The sequence below is a fragment of the Microvirga sp. GCM10011540 genome, assembly GCF_042650665.1.
In the GTDB taxonomy this organism is placed as follows: domain Bacteria; phylum Pseudomonadota; class Alphaproteobacteria; order Rhizobiales; family Beijerinckiaceae; genus Microvirga; species Microvirga lenta.
Map to the genome: position 1 here is coordinate 386,462 of NZ_JBHSBQ010000005.1, position 16,169 is coordinate 402,630.

The window sequence follows — 16,169 nt, forward strand, 5'->3', positions numbered from 1 at the left end:
GTGAAAGCCGAACGTTCGCAGGCGAGGTTTGGTTCAGCGTGCGCCGGGCCTCGTCGGGCGGCCTCAGCGCCGCTGCCCCAGGACCAGCAGCGCCCGCTTCAGGCCGTCGCCGTCGGCACGGACGATGAAGCCCGCATCCGTGAAGCGGGGGTCGAGAAGACGGTCGCGGTATTCGGGCTGGTCGAGCCATTGATCGACGAAGGAGCGGATGTCGGCGGCGTTCGGCACCGTGCCGCACCCGCCGCAGGACCCGACGATGACGCCGAGGCTGCTCCAATCCGTGCGGGCGTCGTCCGGCAGGGCCTGCATCAAGTTGTCGAGGCGGCTGGCCTCGAAGGAGGCCAGGTCCTGCTCCGGCAGAAGGTTGGCGGCCGCCTGGGCGAGGGCGGGGTCGGTCTCGAGGGCGGGCACGCCTTGCGCCTCCCGCGCCTTGTTGATCTCCTGCACGGCCAGGGCATTCTGCCGGTCGGGCGCGAGGGCGCTCATATCTTCCTGCGGCTGCTGATCCCGCGACGTTCCCGCCCCGGCGAAGGTCTGGACCGCATAGAGGGTGCGGTCGTCGCCGACCACGATGCCGAAGCCGAACGTGTCGAGGCCGCGCCGGAGGATGTTCTCGCGATGCTCCGGGCTGTTCATCCAACCCTGGTGCAGTTCCTCCACCCGGCTGACCGTGGGCGGGGAATCGCAGCCCTGGCAGCGGGCGATGTTTTCCGCCGCGACCTTCCAGCGGCTGCCGCCCGCCGCCGTGTAGCGGTCGCGGACCGTGTCGCCTTCGGGCGAGACGTGGGAATAGTAATTCCGCGCAAGCATGTCCTCGGCGTGCTTCTGCGCCGCTTCGTTGAGGGAGGCGCCCAGGGTGAGGGTTTCGAGGCCCTGGTCGCGCCGCTCCTGGTTGACGAGCTCCAGCGCCCTCTGGCGCAGCCGTTCGAGATCCCCCGTCTCCGCGCCGGTCGCCGCGCCGGACATGCCGAACGCGGACAGCAGAAGACAGAGGGCGAACGGCATCAACGGGCGAAGCATGGCGCGGCCTTTCCTTGACAGATGCGGGGCCAACTTCGCGTGTGGGACGATGTTCCGAAGGTTCTCCGCTCAGGCGGCGGCCTGGAGCCGCTCGCGCTCAGCGCCCTTCTGGGCGTAACCGATCTCGGAGCCGATATGGGCCGAGAGCGGCAGGCCCGTGCCGGCGCCGACGAAGCCCGGCGCGTCCTGTCCCACGGCCGCGCGCCAATAGGCGTTGTCGTAGAACACCGCCACGAGGGGCAGGTTGCGCGCCTCGTGCACGTACATGCGGCTGCCCGGCGCCATCCGGGGCCAGATCGCCTCGATGCAGGGCTTCACGGAATCGATCAGGTCCACGTCGAGAAAGGCAAGCGCCGTCGGACGGTCGAAGTCTTTCAGCGATTCGTCGTAGAAGCCCACGACGAAGTCGCACACGTCGAGAGCGCCGTAGCGGCGCAGGTTGTCCTTCACCAGATCGAGGGAGGCGGCGAAGCGGCCCTCCCAGTACTCGTCGGTGTGTCCCGTATGCACCGCGTGGTGCGCACGGTCGTAATCCTTCGGCGGCGGCAGCCCCTGGAAGGAATCGCAGATGATCAGCCGGCGGCCCGCCAGCTTGCACGCAAGCGAGAGATTGACCGACATGCTGCCCACGTAGCAGCCGCATTCCACCACGTCCCCCGGCATGGTGCGCGGCAGCCGCAGGATCGCCGCCGCGAGTTCCAGATGCTCCGGCACGGTGCAGAGGTTCTCGACGGAACGGATGTTGCGCGCGAAGGTGAGGAGCAGCCGCAACTTCTCGCGCCGCCCGATTCCGTAGTCGCGGCCGATGGACGGATCGTTGACGAAGGCGAGCGCGCGCGGCAGCAGATGGGCCTTGGCAAAGGTCCTGCGCCACAGCCGCGTCAGCAGCCCCGGCCCGCTCTCCGCCTGCCGCGGCCGTGAGAGTTCGATATCTCGCGCCTGCGCGCCCGTTGCCTTGGTCATGATGCCTGTCCCGCTCCGGTGATAAGATTCCTTTTTTGGCGATGGAGCTTATGGCACCGGACCTGATTCCTAGAACGGAACTGAGGGTTAGTCCGATGGCAGTAGGGCAGGGGCTCTCTGTGGGAAGCTGAAAGCCTCTAGGGCAGGCGGTGTTGCCGTCAGTTCGAAGGGACCGGCTTCAACAGGTCGAGGTGGCTGACCCCGAGGGCCTGGGCCAACTCGTAGAGGGTCACGACCGTCGGGTTGCGGCGACCCTGCTCGAGCCCGCTGAGATATTGCTGGCTGAACCCTGAGCGTTCCTCGATCTGCTCCTGGGTAAGCCCCTTTTCGCGCCTGATGCGGGCGAAGTTCTGTCCGACGAGCTTGCGCATATCCATGCACAAGGGAAGTGGGCTGTTCGTTGGACGAAGTTTATCAACTATAATATGTATTATGTTATTGTGCTCACCAACTGCTTGAACCGCGGAGGGAAGTTTTTGCCATGGACCAGCCCTATTCCGTGTGGGCCGACCTGCTCAACAAGTTCCACACCTCGTCGGACGTTATCCAGGCGCTGTGGCTCGTCGTCGTGCCGGTGACTTTGCTCGGCGTCACGTGGCTGACGATGCGGACCTTACGCGACATCGCCCTCGCGATGCGGCCTCCGCGCCCGGAGGCGAAGAGCCTCCTCGTCTACGGCGTGGTGCAGGACGCCGACGGCCAGTGGCACGTCATCCGCCACGGAGACGAGCCGAGGCCGCTCGATTGGCGCAATGCACCGCGTGAGCTGGTGGGGGGCGTGGCGGAGTTCGACTGAGCGCATCCCCCGTCATTCCGGGGCGAGCGTAGCGAGAGCCCGGAACCCATATCCGCTGACGATGCGGAATGAGGCGGAGCGCTCCCCGCTTCTTCCTGACATGTTGGCGGCTATAGGTTCCGCGCTCCGCTGCGCGGCCCCGGAATGACGGGGAGCCTCACAAATTCAGCGACGCGTAAAGATCCGACCAATCCGGGTTCATCTCCTCGATCAATCGAATCTTCCAGTCGCGCCGCCATTTCTTCAGGCTCTTCTCCCGCGCGATGGCCTCGTCGATGCGCTCGTAGGTTTCGTACCAGACGAGACGTGTGACGTCGTAGGTAGCGGTAAAACCGGGAATTCTCTTGGCTTTATGTTCGCTCACACGGCGCGCCAGATTGTTGGTGACCCCGAGATAGAGCGTGCCATGGCGGCGGCTGGCCAACAGGTACACGGAGTAGGGCATCGGGACTGTTCGGTAGGAGCTCGGAAGACGATACGATGTTTCATACATGTTCGAGCGTCAACATCCGCCTGCCGTCATTCCGGGGCGGCCCGAAGGCCGAGCCCGGAATCCGTAAACGTCAAGATCTCAGAAGAAGAGCTATCAGCCTTCTGGCTCATCCTGCACCGTCGACGGCTATGGGTTCCGGGCTCCGCTTTGCGGCCCCGGAATGACAGTGGAGGATACCCTCTCCGCCGCTTCCGGACGGGGATGACAGGGGAGTGCAACAAAAACCCCGCGGTCTCCCGCGGGGCTCTTTTCATCTCACAGACCTACGCCGGCCTCAGTTCAACCGCACGCCTTCCGGCGGGCGCTCGGTGCCCACCGCGACGTCGCCGATCATCAGGCCCATGGGGCCGGCATGGACCGGCACGGTCTCGCCGTCCTTGACCTCGCCGGAGAGGATCAGCTCGGCCAGCGGGTCCTGCACGTTCTTCTGGATCACGCGCTTCAAGGGACGCGCGCCGTAGGCCGGGTCGTAGCCCTTGTCGGCGAGCCAGTCGCGCGCTTCCGGATCGAGCGTCAGGGTGATCTTGCGCTCGTCGAGGAGCTTCTGCAGGCGCCGCATCTGGATGTCCACGATGGCGCCCATCTCCGACCGCTTCAGCCGGTGGAACAGGATGATCTCGTCCACGCGGTTGAGGAACTCGGGCCGGAAGTGGGAGCGCACCACGCCCATCACCTCGTCGCGCACCTCGTCGGTGTCGTGACCCTCGGTCTGGTTCACCAGATATTCGGCGCCCAGGTTCGAGGTCATGATGATCAGCGTGTTGCGGAAGTCCACGGTGCGGCCCTGGCCGTCCGTGAGGCGCCCGTCGTCGAGCACCTGCAGCAGGACGTTGAACACGTCCGGATGCGCCTTCTCGATCTCGTCGAACAGCACCACTTGGTAGGGCCGGCGGCGGACGGCTTCGGTGAGCGCGCCGCCCTCCTCGTAGCCCACATAGCCGGGAGGCGCGCCGATGAGCCGGGCCACCGAGTGCTTCTCCATGTATTCCGACATGTCGAGGCGGATGAGCGCCGTCTCGTCGTCGAACAGGAAGCCCGCGAGCGCCTTGGTGAGCTCGGTCTTGCCGACGCCGGTGGGGCCGAGGAACATGAACGAGCCGAGCGGCCGGTTCGGGTCCTGCAGGCCGGCGCGGGCGCGGCGCACGGCGGTCGAGACCGCCTCCACCGCCTCGCGCTGGCCGACCACGCGCTTGGCGAGCTCCTGCTCCATCTGCAGCAGCTTCTCGCGCTCGCCCTCCAGCATCTTGTCGACGGGCACGCCGGTCCAGCGGGAGACGACACCCGCCACGTGGTCGGGCGTCACCGCCTCTTCCATCAGACCCGCGCCGTCGGCCCGCGCCTCGATGTCGGCGAGCTCCTTCTCCAGTCCCGGAATGATGCCGTAGGAGAGCTCGCCCGCCTTGGCCCAATCGCCCGCGCGCTGCGCGGAGGCCAGCTGGTTGCGCGCCTCGTCGAGCTTCTTCTTCAGCTCGGCGGCGGTGCCGAGCTTGTCCTTCTCGGCCTTCCAGCGCGCCGTGATGGCGGCCGACTGCTCCTCCAGATCCGCCAGCTCCTTCTCCAGCCGCGCGAGGCGGTCCTTGGAGGCGGTGTCGGTCTCTTTTTTCAGAGCCTCCTGCTCGATCTTCAGGCGCACGATCTCGCGGTCGATGTTGTCGAGCTCCTCGGGCTTGGAATCCACCTGCATGCGCAGGCGCGAGGAGGCCTCGTCCACGAGGTCGATGGCCTTGTCCGGCAGGAACCGGTCGGTGATGTAGCGGTTCGACAGGGTCGCGGCCGCGACCAGCGCCGAGTCGGTGATGCGCACGCCGTGATGCTGCTCGTACTTTTCCTTCAGGCCGCGCAGGATCGACACCGTGTCCTCCACGGTGGGCTCGCTCACGAAGACCGGCTGGAAGCGACGGGCCAGCGCCGCGTCCTTCTCCACGTGCTTGCGGTACTCGTCGAGGGTGGTCGCGCCGACGCAGTGCAGCTCGCCGCGCGCCAGCGCGGGCTTCAGGAGGTTCGACGCGTCCATGGCGCCGTCGGCCTTGCCCGCGCCGACCAGCGTGTGCATCTCGTCGATGAACAGGATGATGCCGCCTTCCGCCGACGTGACCTCGCTGAGAACGGCCTTCAGGCGCTCCTCGAACTCGCCGCGATATTTCGCGCCGGCGATCAGCGCGCCCATGTCGAGGGCGAGCAGCTGCTTGTCCTTGAGCGATTCCGGCACGTCGCCGTTGACGATGCGCAGCGCCAGGCCTTCCACGATGGCGGTCTTGCCGACGCCGGGCTCGCCGATGAGCACCGGGTTGTTCTTGGTGCGCCGCGACAGGACCTGGATCGTGCGGCGGATCTCCTCGTCGCGGCCGATGACCGGATCGAGCTTGCCGTCGCGCGCCGCTTCCGTGAGGTCGCGGGCATATTTCTTCAGCGCGTCATAGGCGTTCTCCGCCGTCGCATTGTCGGCGGTGCGGCCCTTGCGCAGGGCATTGATGGCGGTGTTGAGCGCCTGAGCGGTCACGCCCGCCTGGGCGAGGATCTTGCCGGCTTCCGTGTCCTTCTCGAGGGCCAGGGCCAGCAGCATGCGCTCGACGGTGACGTAGGAATCGCCCGCCTTCTCGGCCGTCTTCTCGGCATTGTCGAAGAAGCGCATCAGCTCGCGCGTCGCCTGCGGCTGCGAAGCCGCGCCGGACACCTTCGGCTGCTTGGCGAGCCATTGCTCGACGGCCGCATGGGCCTCGCGGGAGCGGCCGCCGGCGCGGTCGATGAGACCGGCGCAGAGCCCTTCCGGATCGTCGAGCAGAACTTTGAGGACATGCCCCGGAGCCAGCTGCGGGTGACCTTCCCGCATGGCCAGATTTTGAGCCGCCTGCACGAAGCCGCGCGCGCGCTCGGTGTATTTCTCGAAATTCATCGTCATCCCTCCTCAGGTCCGCCCGCCCTCTCCGGAGGCTCGGGCACACCCTGCGATGTCGGACCTTCGCTTTGAAGCATCCGCTGGAGCTTAGGTGGTGTCGTCGATCCGGCGCAACAAGAGGGGGAACCGCCTCGCCGCCCTGGCATTGACCCCCTGAGACTCAGGGAGGTTGAGCATGACACGCGATCCGCGTTCGGAAGCCGAGAAAGCCAGGGCCGACCTCGCGCGCAACTCCGAGCTCGGCCTGTCCGTGCCGGAGAGCAAGGTGGAGCGCGAGCCCGCCGTGACGCCCCAAACCTTCGGCGAAAACCGGGTCTCGGGCAGCGAGGCCCTCGGCGAGCCGCCCGTGACCCACCAGACCTTCGGCACGCGCCTGGAAGGCGAAACCTTCGGCGACTCCACGGAGAACGCGCGGGTGCGCAATCCGATGGACCGCACCGCCGAGCAGGTCGAGGCAAGCCGGGATATCGGCGACTCGACCGGAACGATTGCAACCTCCCGGGATATTCCTGTCGATCCCGCCCATGTCGATGCTCCTCCCACCCACCGGAGCAGCGACGAAGACGATGACGTGCTCTCGCGCGCAAAGGAGTAAGAACAATGGGACTTTCCGATCTTTTCGCCCGCTTCAGCCCCAAGAGGCGCCGTGCCGAGAAGGCGCGCGAGGAGCTGCGTGCCAATGCCGAGAAGGCGCTGCGCATGAAGCAGGAAGCCGATACCGGCACGCATATCCCGCCGCACCGGACGGCGCATGAGGGCATGCAGCCCCACACCTCGAACGAGGATCACGTCCCGGCCCGCGAAGGCTATTTCCAGCCCGAGCTGAAGCGCACCAAGGTGGCCCGCTCCGGCGACGCCTCCTGATCCCAGGTCGGTCGAGCCTGTTCGAAAGCCCCGCCATGGCGGGGCTTTTTCTTTTTCAGCCCTGGAACGCCCGGCGGCAGAGTTTCGCCAGGTCGTCGCGCGCCGTCCACGGGCGGCCCGGGTCCGCGACATAGAGCGAGAACGCGATGGGCGGCAGGGGAGGGAGCCCCAGCCTCGTGCCCACGTCGTCCAGCCGCGGCGCCAGGAGATGCCGGGTCCGGACCGTGATGCCGAGCCCGGCTTCCACGGCCATTTTCAGGCCGGAGAGGCTCGGGCTGGTGAAGACCATGCGATGAGCCCTCCCGGCGGAGGCAAGGCCGTCGATGGCGGCGGAGCGGAACGAGCAGGGCGGATCGAACATCACCAGCGGCACGGGAGCATCCGACGCCAGTTCCAGTCCGTCCCGTCCGATCCAGACCATCGGCACCTCGGTCAGCGTTCCGCCGTCGAGCGGGTGGTCGCGCCGGATCGCGATGGCCAGGTCGATGGTTCCGCCCTGCACGGCGTCGACCAGCCGGGCCGAACGGTCCACCTGCAGGCTCAGCTCCACATCCGGGTGCTCCTGCGCGAAGCGGCCGAGCACGTCCGGAAGGGCGGCCTCGGCGAAGTCCTGCGTGGTGCCGAACCGCAGCGGTCCCCGCGCGGCCGCATCCGGACGGAATGCGACGGCCGCCTCGTCGTTGGCCAGCACGATCCGCCGCGCGAATCCGAGCAGCCGCTCCCCGGCCAGCGTCAGCGCGATCTCGCAGTTGTTCCGGCGGAAAACCGGGGCGCCGAGGTCGGCTTCGAGCCGCTGGATCTGGAGGCTGACGGCCGAGGGCGAGCGCCCCACGAGATCCGCGGCCTCGGCAAAGCTGTGACCATCCGCGATCAGCAGGAAGGACCGGAGAACGCCGGTATCGAGATTTAGCGTGTAGGGCATGACGTTGAGATTAACTCAACGAGTGATACCGATAAATCAAATTTTCTAAACTGAAGGGCGGGTGTAGCACTGGGGCTCCAAGAGGAGATTGCATCCATGCCCATCCTGAACCTGAAAGTATCCGCGACCCGCTCCCCGTCTCTCACCCGCGCCCTGTCCGAGGGGCTGGTGGATGCCACCACCCGCATCCTGCGGAAGAACCCGGACATCACGGCGGTGGCGATCGACTACGTCCCGCCGGAGGATTGGATCGTCGGCGGACGGACACTCGCCGAACACGGCAAGGCCAGCTTCTGGCTCGACATCAAGGTGGTGGACGGCACCAACACCAAGGACGAGAAGGCGCTCTACCTGGCCGAAGTGTTCGCCCTCATGGGGCGGCAGCTCGGAGACCTGCATGAGGAGAGCTACGTGCTCGTCCACGAGGTTCCCGCGGATGCCTACGGGTTCGGCGGCCTGACTCAGGAGCACCGCTACATCGCGAACCGGCTCCGGGCTCCCTTGGCCGCGTAAGGGGCGGCCGGGCGGTGGCAAGAGGTGCCGCCCGGCCCTCTTGCTGCCTCGGGGAGAGCCCCTTATCCATGAGCCATGAACATCCGCATCGCCTCCCTCCAGCGCTACCCCGTCAAGGGGCTCTCTCCCGAACCGCTCGACTCCGCCTCTCTGACGAAGGGAGGCTATTTCCCGGGCGACCGGCTCTTTGCCGTGGAGAACGGCCCGGCCGGCTTCGACCCGCAGAACCCCGAGCATCAGCCGAAGATCAAGTTTCTGATGCTGATGAAGAACGAGAGCCTCGCCCGGCTCAGGACCCGCTATCTCGACGAGTCGAGCACCCTCGTGATCGAGGAGGGCGGACGCGAGGTGGCGCGCGGCGATCTCTCGACCCGGGAGGGGCGGCTTTCCATCGAGGCCTTCTTCCGCCGCTTCATGCCGGGGGAGCTGCGCGGCCCCCCGAAGGTGCTGGCGGCGCCGGACGGCTTCCGCTTCACCGATTCCCGCAAGGGCTTCGTCTCGCTCATCAACCTGGCGAGCGCGCGGGCTCTGGAGGACGTGGTCGGGGCATCGGTCGATCCGCTGCGGTTCCGGGGCAACGTCCATGTGGAGGGGCTCGGGCCCTGGGAGGAGTTCGACCTCGTCGGCAAGGTGCTCTCGACGCCTTCCGGGGTGCGCCTGAAGGTCACCAAGCGGATCGAGCGCTGCGCGGCCACCAACGTGGACCCCGCCACGGGCATCCGCGACCTGCAGATCCCCCGCAGCCTCATGCAGGCCTACGGCCATTTCGATTGCGGCATCTATGCCGAGGTCCTGGACGGCGGCACCATCGCAACGGGCGACACCCTGGCGCTCGAGCAGCCTGCCCTCGCGCTGGAATAGGCGGGCAAAGAAAAAGGGAGAGCAGAGCTCTCCCTTTCCGTGTCGCTTCTGAAAATTCGCCTTACTCGGCGGCGGAGGTCTTCACCTCGGCCGGCTCGAACCCGGCCTCGGCCTGGGCGTTGGCGGCCTCGATCTCCTGACGGGTACGGCGGCGGCGGCGGGGACGGGCCACCTCGGCCTCGTCGTTGGCCGCTTCCTGCGGAGCAGGAGCCGGAGCCTTGTCCTCGGTCTCCACGGCGACGGGAGCACGAACCGGATTGGTCAGGAAGGCCGGCAGGCTGCCCGCATCGGAGGCCTCGGCCTCCTCGCGGCGCCGCTCCCGGCGGAACTCGCCGCGGCCGCCGCGCTCCTGGCGCTCACCGCGATCCTGACGGTCGCTCCGCTCCGGGCGCTCGAAGCGCTCGTTGCGGTCCTGGCGCTCGCCGCGCTCCTGACGGGGCTGGTCGTCGCGCTCGCCCCGGTCGAAGTCCTGGCGGGGCTGGTCGTCGCGCTGGTAGTCCTGACGGGGGCCGCGGTCGCGCTGGAAGCGCTCGCGCCGGTTGCCGTTGCCGCGATCCTGACGGTCGCCGCGTTCCTGACGGTCCTGCCGGTCGCCACGATCCTGGCGGTCCTGGCGCTCGCCGCGGTCGAAGCGGGCGGGGCGGTCACCGTCCTGGCGCTGCTCGAAAGGCTGGGGCTGCGAGCCGAGATCGCCGTCCTCGCCGTTGGCGAAGCCGGAGCGCTCTCCCTGGGCGTAGCCATCGTCCTCGCCGTCTTCGTCGAAGGGGCGCTGCTGATAGCCGTACTGCTCGCGCAGCTGCTCCTGGGCAGCGGCGATGATGCGGAAGTAGTGCTCCGCGTGCTGGAAATAGTTCTCGGCCGCCACCGGGTCGCCGCTGGCCTGCGCATCGCGGGCGAGCTGGCTGTACTTCTCGGCAATGTGCTGAGCGGTGCCCCGAATCTTCACGTCCGGCCCGTTCGACTCGTAGCTGCGCGTCAGCGGGTTGGGGCCCTTGTTGTTGTTGTTGTTGCGGCTACGACCGCGCATACGCCTGTTTTGTCCTGGTCTCATTCTGGTCTACGACCCTCGCTGGTTCTTCGAGCCCACGCGATGCAAGCCAATGTTCACCGAACGGGCTTATCGCCCACCGTTCGCGTGGCAACCGTCTGTCGTTCGGCCATGACTCATCGAGCCTTGGCCATCCTTCAGTGTCGGGTTCAAGTGATCACGCCCGGCTGTTCAAAAAGCCCCTGCCTGCGCGATGGATATCGTTTGGTCTTTCGGCATGCTCCTCGAAATGGGAGCTACCGCTTTCTTCAGACCGAGGACGATCTCTAACCCGAATCTAGCGGGTTCTGCCTGGTCCAACAAGCGGTATTTCAGCTTTTCTCGCTCTCGGAGAAGAATCCTTATCCCCTGCGATCATGACCGTTTGAGGGCGACGCACCGGGGATTACTCGATAGATCGTGCGCCACCCGGAGAATTTCAAGGGCATGGGCCCGAGCCAGGCGCTGCAGGGCCTCGGCCTGGTCGTAGCCGATCTCGAGCACCATCAGCCCGCCCGGCACGAGCAGGCGCTTCGCCTCGCCGAGCAGGATTCGGTAGGCGTCGAGCCCGTCCGCGCCTCCGTCGAGGGCGAGCACGGGGTCATGCTCCCGCACCTCGGCGTCGAGCCCCGGAATGACGGGAGAGGCGATATAGGGAGGATTGGAGACGATCAGGTCGAACCGCCCCTGCAGGGCGCTCGCCCAATCGGAGGCCGCAAACAGACTTCTCTCCCCGACGCCGTTCCGCTGGGCGTTCCGGCGGGCGGTGCGGAGCGCGTCGAAGGACCGGTCGATCCCGAGCCCCTCCGCATGGGGCAGCTCGTGGAGCAGGGCGGTCAGGATGCAGCCGGACCCGGTCCCGAAATCGACGATCCGCAGGCGCGCCTGCCGGTCGGGAAGCAGCGCCAGCACCGTCTCGATCAGGGTTTCCGTATCGGGCCGCGGCACCAGGGTTTCGGGCGAGAGGGTGAAGGGCAGGCCCCAGAACTCCCGCTCCCCGACGATGCGCGCGACCGGCTCATGGGCGAGGCGGCGGCGGGCGAAGGCTTCGAGACGCTCCGCCTCGGCCGGCGTCAGGAGCGTGTCGGGGCGGGCGATGAGGTCGGTCGCGGAGATCCCAAGGGCCGCGAGGACCAGCAGGCGGGCATCGAGCCCGGCGGTTCCAAACCCGGCCTCCGTCAGGCGCCGGCGCAGGGCCGCCAGAGCCTCCGCGCGGGTCTGCCCGCCTTTCCCCTCCCCCTTGCGGGGAGGGGTAGGGGTGGGGGTGGTGCCGCTGGGTGACCGATCCGAGGACATGCCTGTATCGGGCCTTGAGCCTGAATGGTTGGACATGGTGCTCCGACTTTCCGATCCCTGCTCCTCGTCCCCTCCCGCACAGGGCACGATTCCAGCACCGAGTGCAGCGCTAATCGTATCGAGAACGTCATCGATGGCCGTCATGACGTCCCGGTTCGCGAACCGGATCACCTGAAAGCCCCGGCCGTTCAGATAATCCGTCCTGCGCCTGTCGTGAACGGCATTGCACTCGAATCCGTGCTTATTTCCATCAACCTCGATGACCAGTCTCGATCCGAGGCAGCAGAAATCCGCCACGTAGGGGCCGATGGGGACCTGACGCCGGAAGTGCCCGCCAGTCAGCGGCAGACGGTGACGCAGATGCCACCAGAGCTTTTTCTCCGGCTCCGTCATGCGGCGGCGCAAGATACGCGCGTGACGCTTTTGACTTTCGGTCGGGCGTTTGGACGGATCCCTGATCCAGCTCTTCACCATAGGTGTTCGTTCAGGAGGCGAAGCCGCCGGTTCCCTTTCGTGGGAAAAGTGCCGCATGAGCGACCGGAAAGTCGGAACGCCTTGTCCGGTTCTGCACCGAAGCTCACAGCCTCGAAATCCTTCACCCAGTCGTTCGACCCCCACCCTAGCCCTCCCCGCAAGGGGGAGGGAACATCCGCGGCGGGTCGTCAACAGAACTATGTATCGGCGCCCCGCCGGTAACGCTCCAGCCGCTCCTCCAGGGTGCCCGTGTGCAGTTCGAACAGGTGGTTGTCGTCGTCATAGAAATAGAGCGAGCGGCCCTCTCCGGCGACGCGGGGGCGGGATTCGCGGATGGAGAGGCCGAGGGCCTCGATCCGGCGGCGGTACTCATCCAGGGCGTCCGGGGCGACCTTGAAGGCGATGTGGTTGTAGGTCCTGGTCGGAAGGCTCTCGCCTTCCATGACCGCGATCCACTGACCGCCGGCGACGAAGAACTTTTCGCGCGAGAGGGAGAAGGTGTCGTCCCCCGAGGAATAGACCTCCCGGCCGTCGAGGACCTGCTCGACGATGGCGCTCATGCGCTCCAGGTCGCGGGTGACGAGGGTGATGTGGCTCAGGCCCTCGATCATGCAGCCTCGTCCTGCGCGGCGAGCTGGGCGGCCTGATGCTCGGTCACGAGGGCGTCGATCAGCTCGTCGAGGGCGTTTCCGCTGATGACCTCCTCGAGCTTGTACAGGGTCAGGTTGATCCGGTGGTCGGTCACGCGCCCCTGCGGAAAGTTGTAGGTGCGGATCCGTTCGGAACGGTCGCCGGAGCCGACCTGGGCCTTGCGGTCGGCCGCGCGGGCGGCGTCCTTGGCGGTGCGCTCGGCGTCGTAGAGGCGGGCGCGCAGGAGCGACAGCGCCCGGGCCCGGTTCTTGTGCTGAGAGCGCTCGTCCTGCACGAAGACCACGGTTCCCGTGGGGATATGGGTGATGCGGATCGCCGATTCGGTCTTGTTCACGTGCTGGCCGCCGGCGCCTTGCGCCCGCATCGTCTCGACCTTCAGATCGGCGTCGTTGATGGCGATGTCCACGTCCTCGGCCTCGGGCAGCACGGCGACCGTGGCGGCGGAGGTGTGGATGCGGCCTTGGGTCTCCGTGTCCGGCACGCGCTGCACCCGGTGCACGCCGCTTTCGAACTTCAGGCGCGCGAACACGCCGCGCCCCTTCACCTCGGCCACCACCTCCTTGTAGCCGCCGGCGGTGCCCTCGCTCTCCGAGACGATCTCGACCTTCCAGCCCTTCAGGTCCGCATAGCGGGTGTACATGCGCAGCAGGTCGCCGGCGAACAGGGCGGCCTCGTCGCCGCCGGTGCCGGCGCGGATTTCGAGGATCGCGCTCTTCTCGTCGGCCTCGTCCTTGGGCAGGAGGATGATGCGTAGGGCTTGGGCGGCGTTCTCGAGGTCCTCCCGGGCCTGGGGGAGCTCCTCCTCCGCGAGGGCGCGCATCTCCGGGTCGGTCTTGGGGTCGTCGAGGAGGGCCTGGAGGCCCTTCAGGTTCTCCTCCACCGCATGATAGGCGCGGATGGCCGCCACCACGTCGTCGAGCTCGGCCAGCTCCCGGGACAGGGCCACGAAGGTCTCCGGGTCCGGGCCGGCATTGAGCGTCGCCGTGATGATGTCATGGCGGGCGAGGATGGCGTTCAGGCGTTCAGAGGGAGGGGCGATCGACATCAGACCGGAATACCATGGGTTTCCGCAAAACGGAGGAGCTTCGGGCGCAGCGTATCGCCGCCCCCGTCATGTTCGAGCTCGTCCCTGATCAGCTCGGCGACCTTTCCGGCCTGAAGCTCCAGCAGCATGGCCTTCACCGGGCCGATGGCGGCCGGGGACATGGACAGCGCCCGGAAGCCGAGGCCGATCAGGGCCATCGCCTCCAGGGGCCTGCCGCCGATCTCGCCGCAGATCGTCGCCTGGCAATTGGCCGCCCGCGCCTCCTCGGCCACGTGCTTGAGCGCCCGCAGCATGGGGGCGCTCAGGGGATCGAAGCGGTCGGCCACGCGGCGATTCTCGCGGTCGATGGCGAAGAGGAACTGCATCAGGTCGTTGGAGCCGACGGAGACGAAATCGGCCAGGGTGCAGATTTCCCTGAGCTGGAAGAGCAGGGAGGGGATTTCGAGCATCACCCCGAGCTTCAGGTCGGACGGCAGCGGGTGGCCGTGATTGGCGAGGTGCGTCCGCTCCCGCTCCACCAGGGCCTTGGCGCGCACGAACTCGTTGCAGGTGGCGACCATGGGGAACATGATCTTCAACGGCCGTCCGCTGGCCGCCTTCAGGAGTGCCCGCACCTGCGCCCGCAGCAGGCCCGGACGGTCGAGCCCGATGCGGATGGCGCGCCAGCCCAGGGCCGGGTTCTCCTCCTCCACCGCCTGCATGTAGGGGAGGATCTTGTCGCCGCCGATATCGAGGGTCCGGAAGGTCACGGGCAGGTCGCCCGCTGCCGCGTAGACGGCGCTGTAGAGGGATTGCTGCTCGCTGGCCGAGGGCATCCGCTCGGCGATCATGAACTGCAGCTCGGTGCGGAACAGGCCCACGCCCGCCGCGCCGGTCTCGGCGAGATGCGGCAGGTCGACGAGAAGGCCCGCATTGAGCTGGAGGGTCACCTCGACCCCGTCCTTGGTGACCGCCGGCACGTCCCGGAGCTTGAGATACTGCTCCTGGCGCTTGGCCCGCAGGCGCGCCTTCTCGGCATAAGCCGCCTCGACGTCGGGGTTGGGGCGGATCTGCACCTCGCCCGCCGCGCCGTCGACGATGATGGCATCGCCCTGCTCGGCCAGGGAGGTGACGTTTTCCACCTCGCCCACGGCGGGAATTCCGAGGGCGCGGGCCACGATGGCGATGTGGCTGGTGGGCCCGCCCTCTTCGAGCACGAGGCCGCGCAGGCGCGAGCGGTCGTAATCGAGAAGGGCCGCCGGTCCCATGGAGCGGGCGACGAGAATGGCGTTGTCCGGAAGCAGGCCGTGCCCGGCCACGAGATCGCGGCCCACGAGCCGGTGCAGCAGGCGGTTGGCGAGATCGTCGAGATCGTGCAGGCGCTCGCGCAGATAGGGATCCGTCTGGCGCATCATGCGGGCGCGGTTGTCCGACTGCACCCGCTCCACCGCCGCTTCCGCCGTCAGGCCCGACGTCACCGCCTCGCGCATGCGCCGGAGCCAGCCCTGGTCATGGGCGAACATGCGGAAGGTCTCCAGCACCTCCCGGTGCTCGCCGTGATGGGCCACGTCGCCCCGCTCGATCAGCTCGTCGATGGTGGCGCGGACCTCGGCGATGGCGTCTTCCAGGCGCTTGAGCTCGGCCTCGACGTTCTCGGCGATGAGGTTCTTCACCACCACCCGCGGCTCGTGCAGCACCACGTGCCCGAGGCCGACGCCGTCGGCGAGGGCGAGGCCCTTCTGGTGCACCGGCCGCCTGAGCGCGATGCCGGTCTCCACCGGCGCCAGGGCCTGAAGCTCGCCGGAGGCCAGCATCTCGGCCAGCACCATGGCGGTGGTCTGGAGCGCCTCGATCTCCTCTTCCGTATAGACCCGGTAGGTCCGGTTCTGGACCACGAGGACGCCCAGCGTGTTGCCGGCGCGCAGGAGCGGCACGCCCAGGAAGGCGTGGTAGATCTCCTCGCCCGTCTCGGGCTTGTAGGAGAAGGCCGGGTGGCTCTGGGCGTCCGACAGGGCCAGGGGCTCCGCGGTCGCGGCGATCTGGCCCACGAGGCCTTCGCCCGCCCGCATGGTGGTGAGGTGGACGGCTTCCCGGTTCAGGCCTTCGGTGGCGAACAGCTCGAGCACGCCGTCGCCGCGCATCACGTAGACGGAGCACACCTCCGCCACCATGTTCGCGGCGATCAGAATGACGATCTTGTCGAGACGGTCCTGTGCGCCTACCGGCTCCGCCATAATCTCGCGGAGGCGGCGCAGCAGAAGGCGCGGACCGCCGGGAGCGCTTGGCATGAGCTTTTCAGTTCCCGTCCTTGTTGGCCGACGGGCGCACCGGCGGCGAGCGTTGAGTGTCGCAGCCTCACCGACGAGACG

Annotated in this window: 16 protein-coding genes; 5 read left to right on the forward strand and 11 right to left on the reverse strand. The window is 67.5% G+C overall.

The annotated features are described in order from the left end of the window. Positions 1 to 63: 63 nt before the first annotated feature. The 3 genes from ACFOYU_RS02490 to ACFOYU_RS02500 form a co-directional block, all read right to left on the reverse strand. Complete coding sequence (locus ACFOYU_RS02490) at positions 64 to 1,020, reverse strand: CAP domain-containing protein (protein ID WP_377032278.1); 957 nt, start codon at positions 1,018 to 1,020, stop codon at positions 64 to 66. A gap of 69 nt (positions 1,021 to 1,089) precedes the next feature. Beyond that, positions 1,090 to 1,983 (reverse strand): TylF/MycF/NovP-related O-methyltransferase, encoded by an 894-nt coding sequence (locus ACFOYU_RS02495; RefSeq protein WP_377032279.1) that lies wholly within the window; start codon positions 1,981 to 1,983, stop codon positions 1,090 to 1,092. 158 nt (positions 1,984 to 2,141) lie between these two features. Next, complete coding sequence (locus ACFOYU_RS02500) at positions 2,142 to 2,360, reverse strand: helix-turn-helix domain-containing protein (protein ID WP_377032280.1); 219 nt, start codon at positions 2,358 to 2,360, stop codon at positions 2,142 to 2,144. A gap of 104 nt (positions 2,361 to 2,464) precedes the next feature. Here ACFOYU_RS02500 and ACFOYU_RS02505 point away from each other — a divergent pair, with 104 nt between their 5' ends. Continuing rightward, positions 2,465 to 2,779, forward strand: coding sequence for a hypothetical protein (locus ACFOYU_RS02505; RefSeq protein WP_377032281.1), 315 nt, complete (start codon positions 2,465 to 2,467; stop codon positions 2,777 to 2,779). 157 nt (positions 2,780 to 2,936) lie between these two features. On the opposite strand, the gene ACFOYU_RS02510 is transcribed toward ACFOYU_RS02505, so the two are convergent. Together ACFOYU_RS02510 and clpB are read right to left on the reverse strand one after the other, a co-directional pair. Beyond that, positions 2,937 to 3,224, reverse strand: a complete 288-nt coding sequence (locus ACFOYU_RS02510) for a GIY-YIG nuclease family protein (RefSeq protein ID WP_377032282.1) — start codon at positions 3,222 to 3,224, stop codon at positions 2,937 to 2,939. Positions 3,225 to 3,546: 322 nt separating this feature from the next. Further along, positions 3,547 to 6,165 carry an ATP-dependent chaperone ClpB gene (gene clpB, locus ACFOYU_RS02515; RefSeq protein WP_226737568.1) on the reverse strand — a complete coding sequence of 873 codons (2,619 nt, stop codon included), beginning with the start codon at positions 6,163 to 6,165 and terminating at the stop codon, positions 3,547 to 3,549. Positions 6,166 to 6,343: 178 nt separating this feature from the next. Between clpB and ACFOYU_RS02520 the strand changes: the two genes are divergently transcribed. Then, the gene (locus ACFOYU_RS02520) at positions 6,344 to 6,763 is read left to right on the forward strand and encodes a hypothetical protein (RefSeq protein ID WP_226737566.1); all 420 of its coding nucleotides are present in this window, start codon (positions 6,344 to 6,346) and stop codon (positions 6,761 to 6,763) included. 5 nt (positions 6,764 to 6,768) lie between these two features. Next, positions 6,769 to 7,032 carry a hypothetical protein gene (locus ACFOYU_RS02525; protein ID WP_226737564.1) on the forward strand — a complete coding sequence of 88 codons (264 nt, stop codon included), beginning with the start codon at positions 6,769 to 6,771 and terminating at the stop codon, positions 7,030 to 7,032. A gap of 55 nt (positions 7,033 to 7,087) precedes the next feature. On the opposite strand, the gene ACFOYU_RS02530 is transcribed toward ACFOYU_RS02525, so the two are convergent. Beyond that, on the reverse strand, positions 7,088 to 7,954 hold the full coding sequence (locus ACFOYU_RS02530) for a LysR substrate-binding domain-containing protein (protein ID WP_377032283.1): 867 nt from the start codon (positions 7,952 to 7,954) through the stop codon (positions 7,088 to 7,090). A gap of 96 nt (positions 7,955 to 8,050) precedes the next feature. On the opposite strand from ACFOYU_RS02530, the gene ACFOYU_RS02535 reads away from it, so the two are divergent. Both ACFOYU_RS02535 and ACFOYU_RS02540 read left to right on the forward strand, forming a co-directional pair. Then, a complete protein-coding gene (locus tag ACFOYU_RS02535) occupies positions 8,051 to 8,467 on the forward strand; it encodes a 4-oxalocrotonate tautomerase family protein (RefSeq protein WP_377032284.1) in 417 nt (138 codons plus the stop codon). Between the two features lie 75 nt (positions 8,468 to 8,542). Further along, a complete protein-coding gene (locus ACFOYU_RS02540; protein WP_377032285.1) occupies positions 8,543 to 9,328 on the forward strand; it encodes an MOSC domain-containing protein in 786 nt (261 codons plus the stop codon). A gap of 61 nt (positions 9,329 to 9,389) precedes the next feature. Here the strand turns inward: ACFOYU_RS02540 and ACFOYU_RS02545 are convergent, their stop codons facing one another. The 5 genes from ACFOYU_RS02545 to ptsP all read right to left on the reverse strand — a co-directional run bounded on the left by ACFOYU_RS02545 (position 9,390) and on the right by ptsP (position 16,088). Next, positions 9,390 to 10,355: a DUF4167 domain-containing protein gene (locus ACFOYU_RS02545; RefSeq protein ID WP_377032286.1), complete on the reverse strand. Its 966-nt coding sequence runs from the start codon at positions 10,353 to 10,355 to the stop codon at positions 9,390 to 9,392. 375 nt (positions 10,356 to 10,730) lie between these two features. After that, positions 10,731 to 12,182, reverse strand: a complete 1,452-nt coding sequence (gene prmC, locus ACFOYU_RS02550; protein WP_377032287.1) for a peptide chain release factor N(5)-glutamine methyltransferase — start codon at positions 12,180 to 12,182, stop codon at positions 10,731 to 10,733. A 140-nt stretch (positions 12,183 to 12,322) separates the two neighbouring features. Continuing rightward, on the reverse strand, positions 12,323 to 12,736 hold the full coding sequence (gene fosX / locus ACFOYU_RS02555; RefSeq protein WP_377032288.1) for a FosX/FosE/FosI family fosfomycin resistance hydrolase: 414 nt from the start codon (positions 12,734 to 12,736) through the stop codon (positions 12,323 to 12,325). Continuing rightward, the gene (gene prfA / locus ACFOYU_RS02560; protein WP_226737548.1) at positions 12,733 to 13,821 is read right to left on the reverse strand and encodes a peptide chain release factor 1; all 1,089 of its coding nucleotides are present in this window, start codon (positions 13,819 to 13,821) and stop codon (positions 12,733 to 12,735) included. The genes fosX and prfA overlap by 4 nt, the downstream gene beginning before the upstream one ends. Continuing rightward, the gene (gene ptsP, locus ACFOYU_RS02565; protein ID WP_226737546.1) at positions 13,821 to 16,088 is read right to left on the reverse strand and encodes a phosphoenolpyruvate--protein phosphotransferase; all 2,268 of its coding nucleotides are present in this window, start codon (positions 16,086 to 16,088) and stop codon (positions 13,821 to 13,823) included. The genes prfA and ptsP overlap by 1 nt, the downstream gene beginning before the upstream one ends. Between the last annotated feature and the right edge of the window lie 81 nt (positions 16,089 to 16,169).